The organism is Cellulosimicrobium sp. SH8 (assembly GCF_025818875.1).
Taxonomy (GTDB): Bacteria; Actinomycetota; Actinomycetes; order Actinomycetales; family Cellulomonadaceae; genus Cellulosimicrobium; species Cellulosimicrobium cellulans_D.
This window is the reverse complement of sequence record NZ_JAMXMH010000002.1, coordinates 197,971-209,769: the sequence shown is the minus strand read 5'-3', so window position 1 is coordinate 209,769 and position 11,799 is coordinate 197,971. Positions and strand designations below refer to the sequence as shown.

Genomic DNA, 11,799 nt, shown 5'->3' with positions numbered 1-11,799 from the left:
GTCGCGCTAGCGTGGCCGTGCGGCCGGGCGGGGGTCCCGGCAGGCAGGGGGATCGATGCGGATCGCACGCGGACGGGCGGTGGGCGCGGCCGTGGTCGCCGGAGTGGTCGCGGCGGGTGTCGTCCTGCTGTGGACGGCGCCCGACGGCGACGACGGGCCGCGGGGGGTGGTGGAGCTCGGACGGCAACGGCGAGGCGTGCGACGCCTACGCCGACGCGCACCCGGAGGTCGTGCTGGCGAGCACCCGCACCGGTGAGGTCGTCGAGGCCCACACGAACGGTGCGAGGCTCCGGCGTCCTCCGCGGGCGCCGCCGGGCGATCCGGCCGAGTGGCCGCCCGACTCCGTCGTCGTGCTCGACGCGCGCACCGGCGAGGTGCTCGACGCGTTCGAGGTCGACGAGTCCGGCTGGCGTCTCGACCTGCCCGTGGACTGCGTCCCGCCATCCGAGACGCGCTGACCACCGGTTGACACGCCCCGTCCCCCGCGCACATCCTGGGACGCAGGTCATGAGTGCCAGCGTGAAACCCCGGTTTGCTGGCCGGCAACCCTCCTCTCGCGGCGGGGTGCCCCGGGTGACGACCAGGCCGCACGCCGACCGGCGCGCGGCAAGCGCGGGGATCACGGTCCCCGGACTGCCCTCGGAGGACTGTGCCATGACTGCTCTCGCCGACGTCTCGTGTCCGCCCGACCTCTCGACGGCGCCTGACCTTTCGGCGGTCGCCGACGCGCCCGCGCTCCTGCCCGTCGTCGGCGCGGACACGCTCGTGCCGCTCGTCGACGGCCGCAGCGTCCCCTACGCGAACCTCGACGTCGCGGCCTCGGCCCCGGCCCTGCGCTCCGTCGCGGACCGCGTGACCGAGGTGCTGCCGCTCTACGCGAGCGTGCACCGCGGCGCGGGCTACCTGTCGCAGGTCTCCACGGCGCTCTACGAGGCGTCGCGCCGCACGATCGGCGCCTTCGTCGGTGCACGCGAGGACGACGTCACGGTCGTCACGCGCAACACGACCGACTCGCTCAACCTGCTCGCGGGATGCGTCCCGGCCAACGCGGACGGGACGCCCGGGCGCGTGCTCGTCCTCGACGTCGAGCACCACGCGAACCTGCTGCCGTGGCAGCGCGCGGGCGGTGCGACGGTCCTCGCCGGCGGCGCGTCCGTCGCGGAGACGCTGTCCGGCCTGCGCACCGAGCTCGCGCGCTTCCCGTACGCCCTGGTCGCCGTGACCGGCGCGTCGAACGTCACGGGCGAGTCGCTGCCCGTCGCGGACGTCGTGCGGGTCGCGCACGACGCCGGGGCGCGCGTCGTCCTCGACGGCGCCCAGCTCGTCCCGCACCGCGGGTTCTCCCTCGCGGACTCCGGGGTCGACTACGTCGCGTTCTCCGGCCACAAGACGTACGCGCCGTTCGGCGCGGGCGCGCTCGTGGGCCGTCGCGACTGGCTCGACGCGGGCACGCCGTACCTCGCCGGCGGCGGCGCGGTCCGCCAGGTCGCGGTGACCGGGACGCAGTGGCAGACGGCGCCCGCGCGCCACGAGGCCGGGTCGCCCAACGTGGTGGGCGCCGCGGCGCTCGCGGCCGCGTGCGACGCGCTCGCCGCGCTCGACCCGGCCGACCTCCACGCCCACGAGGCGACGCTCCGCGCCGCCCTCGTCGAGGGCCTCGAGGCGGTCCCGGGCGTGCGCGTCGTGCGGGTCTGGGACGACGCCGTCGACCCGGTCGGCGTCGTCACCTTCTCCGTCGAGGGTCACGACCCCGGCCTCGTCGCGGCGTACCTCTCCGCCGAGCACGGCATCGGCGTGCGCGACGGCCGGTTCTGCGCGCACCCGCTGCTCGCGCGCCTCGGGTACGACGCGGGCGCGATCCGCGCGTCCGTCGGCGTCGGGACGACGGGCGCGGACGTCGTCCGGCTCGTCGAGGCCGTGCGGTCGTACGTGGAGCAGGGGCCGACGACGCGGTACGAGGTCGTCGACGGCTGCTGGGCCGTCGCCGACGACCCGCGCCCGGTGCCCGCGGGCTCCGGTCTGGAGGGCCTCTTCGCCACCGCCGCGGCGGGCTTCCTCGCCGACGCCGCGGGGTGCGGCCCCGCCGTCTGACCCGGCGCCGGCGGGACCGCCGGGACAGCCGTTCACCGGGCCGTCGACGAGCGTTGTCCACCGCGTCGCCGAACCCTCTTGGCGGCGTCGTCCGCGTGTGCTCTGATATGCGCTGTGCTGCACGACGTCGTCCTCTCGGGGCACGGATTCCGCCTGGAACCGCTGGCCCTGGAGCACGCTGAGACACTGGCCGGCCTCGTCGACGAGGCGATGTGGTCAGGCATGAGCATCCCCATGCCCTTCGGGGTCGCGGGGATGGCCGAGCTGGTGGCCGCGACGCGCGCCGCACCCGACCTGACGGGCTTCGTCGTGCGCGCCGCAGGACCCGACGGGGCTCCGGGCGACGTGCTCGGCAGCACGGCGTTCCGCGACCTGTCGCTCGTCGACCGCCGGGTGGAGGTGGGCCGGACGTTCTACGCCCGCTCGACCTGGGGGAGCCTCGTCAACCCCGTGACCAAGTGGCTGCTGCTGCGGCATGCGTTCGAGACGTGGGACGTGCACCGCGTCGGCTTCCGCGTCGACACGCGCAACACCCGCTCGCTCGGGGCCATGCGCCGCCTCGGGGCGTACGAGGAGGGCGTCATGCGCGGCCACCGCACCGCGCCCGACGGGACGCGCGCCGACTCCGTGATGTTCTCGATCCTGGCGCCCGAGTGGCCCACCGTCGAGGTCGGCCTCCTGGAGCGGATCAACGCCCCGCGCGTCGTGCCCGTGCTCGCCCCCGCGCACCCGGTGGCCCCGCTGCCGCTCGCCGCGTCGTAGGCCCGTCGCCGGAGACCCGGGCCGGACGGCGGACCGGGACCGCGCGGACCCGGCACGCCACGAGGGCCCCGCCGGAGCGGAGCCCTCGCGAGCAGATCAGGGGCAGGGACTAGCGGTCGAACGCGTCCTTGACGTCGTCGCCCGCCTGCTTGATGTCGGCCTTCGCCTGGTCCTTCTTGCCCTCTGCCTCGAGCCGCTCGTTGTCCGTGAGCTTGCCCGCGCCCTCCTTGAGCTTGCCGCCCGCCTCCTCGGCGGCGTGCTTGGCCTTGTCTCCGAGTCCCATGAGTGCTCCTCTCGTCGGTACTCGTCGACCGTAGGCACGGCCCCGGTCACTCGCACGCGGTCGGGCACCCACGGTGTGGTGGGATGTGCGGGTGCAGCACGAGACCACCCTCGAAGGCTTCGGCGTCCGCCTCGTCCCGCTCGACGAGAGCCACGCTCCCGCGCTCGGCGCGCTCGTCGACGACGGCATCTGGGCCGGCATGTCCAGCCGGGTGCCGAGCGGGACGGAGGCGATGGCCCGGTACGTCCGCGACGCCGTCGCCGCCCCGGGCAGGCTCGCCTTCGCGGTCGTCGGCTCGGGGTCCGATGGCGGGTCGGACGGCACGACCGACGGCGCCGACGTCGTCCGCGGTTCGACGTCCCTCTACGAGTGGGTGCCCTCCCAGGGCCGGATCGAGCTCGGCTCGACGTTCTACGCACGCGAGTGGTGGGGCGGCGTGACCAACCCGGCGTGCAAGTACCTGCTGCTGCGGCACGCGTTCGAGGACCTGGGCGTGTCGCGCGTCGCGCTGCGGGCCGACGCGCGCAACAGCCGCTCGATCGGGGCGATCCGGCGCCTGGGCGCCGTTCCCGAGGGCGTGCTCCGCAGCCACCGTGTCGCGCCCGACGGGTCGCGCCAGGACACGGCCTACTTCTCGATCCTGCTCGACGAGTGGCCGGCCGTCCGCGACGGCCTGCTCGCGCGCCTCGATGCCCTCCTGGGCGATGGGCGGACGGGGCCTGTGGACAACGTCTCGGGGAGGTCCGTGCGCCACTAGCGTGCGACGGGCCCCGTTGCCCGGGGTCGTCGACGAAGGGGGCCGCACGCCATGCACCACGAACCGCCCGAGCCTGTCTGGGACTGGCAGAACAGGGTGCGACCGCGACCGCGCGCACCACGGGTGCGCGCCGATCTGCCCCCCGCTCCGTGGTCGGTCCATCGCGCCGGGACCGTGGTGGTGTACTTCGGGCTCGCCGTGCTCGCGAGCACGGGGGTTGCCCTAGCCATGCTCCTCGTGGTCATGGTCATGGATTCTGCGGGGGACGGTCCGCAGCCCGACGGCCTGGCCTGGCTCGTCCTGAATGTCGGCGCGCTCGGACTCGTGCAGATCGTGCTGGGCGGGATGATGACGGGCGCCTGGAGCGCCCGACACGTGCTCGTCGGCACCAGCGGGGTCAGCGGTGCCATGTGCGTCGGCGCCGTTGTGTGGAGCCCGCTGCTGACTCCGGCGGCGATCGCCTACTGGTTCGCCGTCCTGCCCGGAATGCTGTGCGTGGCCGCGGTCGACATCGCGTCGGTGCGCGTCGCGCTGAGGAGTGACGTGCGCGACCACGCCCGGGCCGTCCGGCAGGCGCGCCGGTCGGCCCGGGCGGCGACGCGACTCGTCAGGAGCGGGGCGTGACCCGGCCCGCGAGGTGCAACCGGCCCTTGCCGTCCCACGCCTGGTAGACGACGCCCGTCGTCGAGTCACCCGCGCCGTCGGGCACTGCGGGGGCGACCTGCCCGACGGCGTCCCGCACCGCGGCGGGCACGTCGCCCGCGGGGCGCAGGGCCACGTCGACCGTGCTCGGCAGCAGGACGGGCTTGGCGAACGTGACCGTCCAGTCGTACCTGTCGCCGCGGCGTTGCCCCGCCTCGGCGAGCGCCCGCGCGGCGGTGTACATCCCGTGCGCGATGGCGCGCGGGAACCCGAACGCCTTGGCGCCGAGCCCCGACGTGTGGATGGGGTTCCGGTCGCCGGAGACGGCCGCGTACGCGCGACCGGTCGCCGGGCCGAGGGCCCAGCGCGCCGTCGGGAGCGGGGGGACGAACGCCTCCGTGCCCGACGCCGCCGTGCCGTCCTCGTCCGCCGGGTCGCCGGGGAGCGTGACGCCCTTCGCGAGGTACGTCGAGACACCCCGGTAGGCGAGCGTCGTCGCCGGCAGGCCGGTCCCGGAAGCGCGCTCCTCGTCGGTGCGCTCGACGGAGACCTCGGTCACGAGGTCCACCTGGACCCCGCGCCGGTGCGGACGCAGCCGCTCGGCCCAGGCGCGCACCTCGAGCGTGTCCCCGAGCCGCACCGGGCGCAGCACGGACACCGAGTTCGCGAGGTGCACCATGCCGAGCAGCGGCAGCGGGAAGTCGGTCCGGACCATGACGGCCGTCGCGAGGGGAAAGCCCAGCACGTGCAGGTACCCGGCGGGCAGCACCTCCGAGGGCGCCTCGCCCACGAGGCGCGCGTACCGCGCGAGGTGCGCGGCGCTGCCCACGTGGCCGGGTGCGGCGGCGTCGCCCGTCGGCACGCCCGCGACGCGGTAGGTGACGTCGGGCAGCGCGAGATCGTGCCGCCCCCGGCCGGGGAGCCTGTGCGCTGCCGCGATCCGCCCCGACGCCGCGAGCCCGCGCACGTACAGGCCGCCGAGCCCGGGGATCGCGGGCAGGGTCTCGACCCGGTCGGGCGCGCCCGACCGGGCTGCGGGCGCGCCGCCGTCGGGCGCCGTCACCGGCCCACCACGTTCTGCCCGCACACGCGCAGCACCTGCCCGTTGACGCCCGCGGCCCCGGGCGACGCGAGGAACGCGATCGCCTCGGCCACGTCCACGGGCTGGCCGCCCTGCTGGAGCGACGCGACGCGGCGCGCGACCTCGCGCTGGACGAACGGGATCGACGCCGTCATGTCCGTCTCGATGAACCCCGGCGCGACGGCGTTCGCCGTGCCGCCGGGCCCGCCTGGCGCCGCGAGCAGGCGCGCGAACGCGCGCGTGTGCCCGATGACGCCGGCCTTCGAGAACGCGTAGTTCGACTGGCCGCGGTTGCCGGCGATGCCGCTCGTCGACGCGAGCGAGACGATGCGCGGCGCGGAGGAGAACCCGTTCGCGCCGAGCAGGTACTCCGTGATGCGGAGCTGCGCGGCGAGGTTCACCGCGACGACGGCGTCCCACTTGTCCGCGGACATGTTGGCGAGCAGCTTGTCCCGCAGGATGCCCGCGTTGTGCACCAGGATGTCGAGCCCGCCGTGCCGCGCGCGGGCGTGCTCGAGGATGCGCGCGCCCGCGTCGTCGGCGGTCACGTCGAGCTGCAGCGCCGTGCCCTTGATCTCGTTCGCGACCTTCGCGAGCGCCTCGCCCGCCGCGGGCACGTCGACCACGACGACCTTCGCGCCGTCGCGCGCGAGCGTCCGGGCGACCTGCGCCCCGATGCCGCGGGCGGCGCCGGTCACGACGGCGACCTTGCCGGCGAGCGGCTGGTCGAGGCTCGGACCCTGGATCGGGCCGGCGCCCGTCTCACCTGCCGAGGTAGAGCCCAGGTCCGACAGCGTGCTCGCGCCGACACGGAGGAGCTGGCCGTCGACGAACGCGGACCGGGCAGACAGGAAGAAGCGGAGGGTCGCGAGCACGCTCGGGCTGTCGACGGGGGCGTCGTCGGTCACCTGGACGCCGTTGCCGGTCGCACCGTAGCGGAGCTCCTTGGCGACGGAGCGCAGGAACCCGTCGACGCCCTCGCGGGCGGCGGCGAGCTCGGGGGAGTCGCTCTCGGCGGGGGCGCGCGAGATGGTCACGACGCGGCCGTTCGGCGCGAGCCGCCGGAGCGACGCGGAGAGCGCCAGGACGGGCGCGGACGCGTCCTCGGGGCGCTCGATCCCGCTGAGCACGACGACGACCGCACCCCAGCGGGTCGTGTCGTCCGGGGTCTGGCGGACGTCGAGGTCCCAGGCGAGCAGGGCCTCGGCGACGCGGTCGGCGTCGTCGCGCACGCCCGGGGTCCCGCCGAGCACGAGCACGGGCCCGACGGTGAGCGGGTCGCCCGCGCGGAAGCGGCGCAGGACCGCGGGGCGCGGGAGGCCGAGCTTCTTGGCGAGCGTCTTCGTGAAGCCGGAGTTGACGGCCTGGACGTAGGAGTCGGTCACGGTGGTTCCTCTCGGGTCGTCGGGGCCGTCAGGCGGGGGCGTCGGTCGCGGGGTCCGTGGTGGGGACGGACTCGAGGATCGCGGCGACGCCGAGGCCTCCCGCGGCGCACACGGAGATCAGCGCCCGCGCGGGGGCGCCGGTCTCGGCGGACTTCGCGGCGAGGAGCTTGGCCGCCGTCGCGACGATGCGGCCGCCGGTCGCGGCGAACGGGTGGCCCGCGGCGAGCGAGGAGCCGTTGACGTTGAGCCGCGAGCGGTCGATCGAGCCGAGCGCGCCGTCGAGGCCGAGCTCGGTGCGGCAGTACTCGTCGTCCTCCCAGGCCTTGAGCGTGGTGAGCACGGTCGACGCGAACGCCTCGTGGATCTCGTAGAGGTCGAAGTCGCCGAGCGCGAGGCCGTTGCGCGCGAGCAGGCGCGGGACGGCGTGGGCCGGTGCCATGAGCAGGCCCTCGTGACCGTGCACGAAGTCGACGGCCGCGGTCTCGGCGTCGACGACGCGCGCGAGGAGCGGGAGGTCGCGCTCGCGCGCCCAGTCGGCCGACGCGAGCAGGACGGTGGAGGCGCCGTCGGTCAGCGGTGTCGAGTTGCCGGCGGTCATGGTCGGAGTGACGCCCTCGAGGCGCTTCCCGTACACCGGCTTGAGCGCGGCGAGCTTCTCGAGCGACGAGTCCGTACGGAGGTTGTCGTCGCGCACGAGCCCGCGGAACGGGGTGACGAGGTCGTCGAAGAAGCCGGCGTCCCACGCGGCCGCGAGGTGCTCGTGGCTCGCGAGCGCGAGCTCGTCCTGCGCCTCGCGCTCGATGCCCCAGCGCGCCGTCGTGATCGCCTGGTGCTCGCCCATGGACAGGCCGGTGCGCGGCTCGTCCGTCGCGGGGGTCAGGGGCGCGAGGTCGGAGGGGCGCACCTTGGCGAACGCCTTGACGCGCTGGCCGAAGGTCTTCGCGTGGCTCGCCTCGAGCAGCGCCCGGCGCAGGCCCTCGCTCACGGCGATCGGCGCGTCGGAGACCGTGTCGGAGCCGCCCGCGACGCCCGACTCGACCTGGCCGAGGCGGATCTTGTTCGCGACGGTGATCGTCGCCTCGAGGCCGGTCGCGCACGCCTGCTGGAGGTCGTACGCGGGGGTCTCGGGGGAGAGGGACGAGCCGAGCACGGACTCGCGGACGAGGTTGAAGTCGCGCGAGTGCTTGAGCACGGCGCCGCCGACGACCTCGCCGAGCCGCTCGCCCTGGAGCCCGAAGCGCGCGACGAGGCCGTCGAGCGCGGCCGTGAACATCTCCTGGTTGCTCGCCGAGGAGTACTTCTTGCCCGCGCGGGCGAACGGGATGCGGTTCCCACCCACGACCCAGGCGTCGCGGGGGGCGCCGGGGGTGCTGGTCTCGGGAGCCTGCTCGGGGGCCCTCGCGGAGGACTGCTCGGGGGTCTGGCGGGGGCTGGTGCGGTTGGCCACTGTGCCTCACTTCCTGTCCGTGCTCGCTGCGCTGCGTCGGTCCCGGCCCGGGGAGGGAGCCTCTGCACGAGTTCGACGGCGATGCCGCGGTCGATGCCGCGCGGAGGCGAGGGAGAGGGCCGGCTGGTGTCCAATACCAAGAGTACCTGATACTCTCGGTTTCGTGAGTCGGGTCACAGGGCCGTTCCCTGCCCCGACGCGGTGCCGGAGGACCAGGCACCGACGACATCGAGGTCGGGCGCAACGGAGGGCGACGTGAACACAGGTGCCGACGCGCGAGCGGCCACCCGAGGACGGGTGCAGCCGGGCGCGGCGGTGGACGGCCGGTCGACCCGCTGGGACGAGCACCGGGCGGCGCGCCGCGCGGAGCTCATCCGGGCGGCGAGCAAGGCCGTGCACCGGGGAGGCCCCGGGGTCTCCATGGACGAGATCGCGGCGGCGTCGGGGACGTCGAAGTCGATCATCTACCGCTACTTCGACGACAAGACCGGCCTGCAGGTCGCGCTCGGCTCCGCCGTCGTGGGGCAGATGCACGACGCGCTGACCCAGGCCGCCGAGTCGGCCGAGACGCCCAAGCGTGCGCTGCGCGCGATGGTCGGCGTCTACCTCGAGATGATCGAGAGCTCGCCCAACGTCTACTACTTCGTCACCCGGACCAGCGCCGTCGCGGGGACGGAGGAGCCCGCGGCGCAGCTCGCCGCGAGCGGGCTCACGAACGGGACGACCGGCGCGAGCCGCGCGCCCCTCGCCGCGTTCCTCGACTCGGTGATCGAGCTGGTCGCCGAGCCGTTCGCGCGCGTCACCGACGTCTCTCCCACCGACGCCGCGGCCTGGGCCGCGGGCGCCGTCGGGTTCGTGCGGGGCGCCGGGGAGTGGTGGCTCGGCCACCGCGACCGGGCCGACGTCCCCGACCGCGAGCAGCTCACCGAGCGCGTCGCCGCCTGGCTCTGGGCCGGGCCCGTCGGCGTCCTCTCCCACAACCCGGGCACCCCCCGCTCCCACGGCGACCGGCGCACGTCACCCGCGACCCGTCGCGACGGCGTCCGCCCCGCCACCGACCGCCCTGAGCACCCGGCGACCGCCTCAGAACTCAAGGAGATCCCATGACCGCCACGTCCGACCGTCCCGCCCTCGCGCAGCGCGCGTCGACCACGGGTGACGCGAGCGCGACGCCGCAGGGCGAGGCCCGCGTCGACGTCGCCTCCCTCGAGAAGCTCCTGCTCGGCCGGTGGGCCGACCTGCGCGCGACGGCGCGCGCCACCGCGGGCGAGGAGGCGTTCCAGCGCATCGAGGGCCTGACCCTGCGCGAGCACCGCGAGCGCGTGCTGGAGCAGATGCGTCTGCTCGTCGGCAAGGGGCAGGTCTGGCGCGGGTACCCCGAGCGCCTCGGCGGCGCGGACGACGCGGGTGGCAACCTCGCCGGGTTCGAGGAGCTCGTCGCGGCCGACCCGTCGCTCCAGATCAAGGCGGGCGTCCAGTGGGGCCTGTTCGGTGCGGCGATCCTGCACCTGGGCACGCCCGAGCAGCAGGACCGCCTCCTCCCGGGCGCGATGGACCTCTCGGTGCCCGGCGCGTTCGCGATGACGGAGATCGGCCACGGTTCGGACGTCGCGAGCATCGGCACCACGGCGACCTACGACCCGGAGACCGAGGAGTTCGTCGTCCACACCCCGTTCCGCGGGGCGTGGAAGGAGTTCCTCGGCAACGCGGGGGTACACGGCGTCGCGGCGGTCGTGTTCGCGCAGCTGATCACGAAGAACGTCAACCACGGCGTGCACGCGTTCTACGTGCCGATCCGCGACACCGCGGGCGAGCGCGACGAGCTCGGCCGTCTGCCGTTCCTGCCCGGTGTCGGCGGCGAGGACGACGGTCAGAAGGGCGGGCTCAACGGCATCGACAACGGCCGCCTGCACTTCGACCACGTGCGGATCCCGCGCGCCGACTTGCTCGCCCGCTACGGCTCGGTCGACGCGGACGGCACGTACTCCAGCCCGATCGAGAGCCCGGGCCGCCGGTTCTTCACGATGCTCGGGTCGCTCGTCCAGGGGCGCGTGTCGCTCGACGGCGCCGCGGTCACCGCGTCGAAGCTCGGCCTCGCCATCGCCGTGCGGTACGCCAACGAGCGCCGCCAGTTCACGGGGGCGAGCGCGACCGAGGAGGTCGTGCTCCTCGACTACGGCACGCACAAGCGCCGCCTCATCGTGCCGATCGCGGAGACGTACGCCGCGCACTTCGCGCACGACCGCCTCCTCGACCTGTTCCACTCCGTGTTCTCCGGCGAGGAGGACACCCCGGAGCAGCGCGAGGACCTCGAGACGACGGCGGCCGCGCTCAAGGCGACGAGCACCCGGTTCGCGCTCGACACGCTCCAGGAGACGCGCGAGGCGTGCGGCGGTGCGGGGTTCATCACGGCCAACCGCATCACGAGCCTGCGCGCGGACCTCGACGTCTACGCGACGTTCGAGGGCGACAACACCGTGCTGCTCCAGCTCGTCGCCAAGCGCCTGCTCGCCGACTACGGCAAGCAGTTCAAGGGCATCACCCCGGGACAGATGGCGCGCGTCGTCGTCGAGCGCGCGGGCGACATGGCCCTGCACCGCACGCCGCTCAAGCGGGCCGCGCAGGCGCTCGCGGACGTCGGCGACCCGCGCCGCGCCGCCGGTCACCTGCGCGACCCCGAGACGCAGCGCGCGCTGCTCACCGACCGGGTCGAGACGATGGTCGCGGACGTCGCGCAGGCCCTGCGCCCCGCGCAGAAGGCCGATCCCGAGACGGCGACGAACCTGTTCAACGCCCACCAGGTCGAGCTCGTCGAGGCGGCGCGGGCCCACGCGGAGCTGCTGCGCTGGGAGGCGTTCACGCAGGCGCTCGAGACGATCGAGGACGCCGGCACGCGCGAGGTCCTCACGACCGTGCGCGACCTGTTCGGCCTGAGCCTGGTCGAGCGCCACCTCGCGTGGTACCTGCTCAACGGCCGCCTCTCGGCGCAGCGTGCCAGGACGGTCACGAGCTACCTGGACCGCCTCATCGACCGCCTGCGCCCCCACGCGCAGGACCTCGTCGACGCGTGGGGCTACGGCCCCGAGCACCTGCGCGCGACGATCGCGACCGGCATCGAGAAGGAGCGCCAGGACGAGGCGCGCGACCACTACCGGCGCCTGCGCGCGAGCGGCGACGAGCCGCGCAGCGAGAAGTCGCTGCGCAAGGCCGCGAAGGGCGGCCCGCAGGCCCGCTGAGGTTCGCGACCGGTCGCTGACCGGCCCGCCCCCGGAACGTCCTCGGCACAGCAGCGGAGCGGTACCGCCGCCGAGGGTCAGGCCCGGGCAGCACGACGTCCACCAGCCGTTCGTG

The 11,799-nt window shown here is 75.0% G+C and carries 11 protein-coding genes and 1 riboswitch; of the genes, 7 read left to right on the top strand and 4 right to left on the bottom strand.

The window, feature by feature from the left end; translation table 11 throughout:
* The first annotated feature begins 230 nt into the window (after window positions 1-230).
* The 3 genes from NF338_RS03665 (at window position 231) to NF338_RS03655 (ending at window position 2,853) form a co-directional block, all read left to right on the top strand.
* The gene (locus NF338_RS03665) at window positions 231-458 is read left to right on the top strand and encodes a hypothetical protein (protein ID WP_264029550.1); all 228 of its coding nucleotides are present in this window, start codon (window positions 231-233) and stop codon (window positions 456-458) included.
* A 45-nt stretch (window positions 459-503) separates the two neighbouring features.
* A riboswitch (SAM riboswitch) is annotated at window positions 504-619 on the top strand.
* 35 nt (window positions 620-654) lie between these two features.
* Complete coding sequence (locus NF338_RS03660; protein ID WP_264029549.1) at window positions 655-2,091, top strand: aminotransferase class V-fold PLP-dependent enzyme; 1,437 nt, start codon at window positions 655-657, stop codon at window positions 2,089-2,091.
* 114 nt (window positions 2,092-2,205) lie between these two features.
* Window positions 2,206-2,853 carry a GNAT family N-acetyltransferase gene (locus NF338_RS03655; RefSeq protein ID WP_264029548.1) on the top strand — a complete coding sequence of 216 codons (648 nt, stop codon included), beginning with the start codon at window positions 2,206-2,208 and terminating at the stop codon, window positions 2,851-2,853.
* 109 nt (window positions 2,854-2,962) lie between these two features.
* Here the strand turns inward: NF338_RS03655 and NF338_RS03650 are convergent, their stop codons facing one another.
* Window positions 2,963-3,136, bottom strand: coding sequence for a CsbD family protein (locus NF338_RS03650; protein WP_087470949.1), 174 nt, complete (start codon window positions 3,134-3,136; stop codon window positions 2,963-2,965).
* A gap of 91 nt (window positions 3,137-3,227) precedes the next feature.
* Here NF338_RS03650 and NF338_RS03645 point away from each other — a divergent pair, with 91 nt between their 5' ends.
* Together NF338_RS03645 and NF338_RS03640 are read left to right on the top strand one after the other, a co-directional pair.
* The gene (locus tag NF338_RS03645; RefSeq protein WP_264029547.1) at window positions 3,228-3,893 is read left to right on the top strand and encodes a GNAT family N-acetyltransferase; all 666 of its coding nucleotides are present in this window, start codon (window positions 3,228-3,230) and stop codon (window positions 3,891-3,893) included.
* Between the two features lie 174 nt (window positions 3,894-4,067).
* Window positions 4,068-4,517, top strand: coding sequence for a hypothetical protein (locus tag NF338_RS03640; protein ID WP_264029546.1), 450 nt, complete (start codon window positions 4,068-4,070; stop codon window positions 4,515-4,517).
* On the opposite strand, the gene NF338_RS03635 is transcribed toward NF338_RS03640, so the two are convergent.
* From NF338_RS03635 to NF338_RS03625, 3 genes are read right to left on the bottom strand one after another with little or no spacing between them, the layout of a single operon-like run.
* Complete coding sequence (locus tag NF338_RS03635; protein WP_264029545.1) at window positions 4,501-5,598, bottom strand: MaoC/PaaZ C-terminal domain-containing protein; 1,098 nt, start codon at window positions 5,596-5,598, stop codon at window positions 4,501-4,503. The genes NF338_RS03640 and NF338_RS03635 overlap by 17 nt on opposite strands.
* A complete protein-coding gene (locus NF338_RS03630) occupies window positions 5,595-7,001 on the bottom strand; it encodes a 3-oxoacyl-ACP reductase (protein ID WP_264029544.1) in 1,407 nt (468 codons plus the stop codon). The genes NF338_RS03635 and NF338_RS03630 overlap by 4 nt, the downstream gene beginning before the upstream one ends.
* A gap of 28 nt (window positions 7,002-7,029) precedes the next feature.
* Window positions 7,030-8,448 carry an acetyl-CoA C-acetyltransferase gene (locus NF338_RS03625; protein ID WP_264029543.1) on the bottom strand — a complete coding sequence of 473 codons (1,419 nt, stop codon included), beginning with the start codon at window positions 8,446-8,448 and terminating at the stop codon, window positions 7,030-7,032.
* A 255-nt stretch (window positions 8,449-8,703) separates the two neighbouring features.
* Between NF338_RS03625 and NF338_RS03620 the strand changes: the two genes are divergently transcribed.
* Together NF338_RS03620 and NF338_RS03615 are read left to right on the top strand one after the other, a co-directional pair.
* The gene (locus tag NF338_RS03620) at window positions 8,704-9,555 is read left to right on the top strand and encodes a TetR/AcrR family transcriptional regulator (protein ID WP_264029542.1); all 852 of its coding nucleotides are present in this window, start codon (window positions 8,704-8,706) and stop codon (window positions 9,553-9,555) included.
* A complete protein-coding gene (locus tag NF338_RS03615; protein ID WP_264029541.1) occupies window positions 9,552-11,684 on the top strand; it encodes an acyl-CoA dehydrogenase in 2,133 nt (710 codons plus the stop codon). The genes NF338_RS03620 and NF338_RS03615 overlap by 4 nt, the downstream gene beginning before the upstream one ends.
* Window positions 11,685-11,799: the final 115 nt, after the last annotated feature.

What these genes read in the sequence shown, in the direction of transcription:
- NF338_RS03615 (WP_264029541.1), top strand. Translation starts at nt 9,552, where the DNA reads ATGACCGCCACGTCCGACCGTCCCGCCCTCGCGCAGCGCGCGTCGACC.
- NF338_RS03650 (WP_087470949.1), bottom strand. Translation starts at nt 3,136, where the DNA reads ATGGGACTCGGAGACAAGGCCAAGCACGCCGCCGAGGAGGCGGGCGGC.
- NF338_RS03660 (WP_264029549.1), top strand. Translation starts at nt 655, where the DNA reads ATGACTGCTCTCGCCGACGTCTCGTGTCCGCCCGACCTCTCGACGGCG.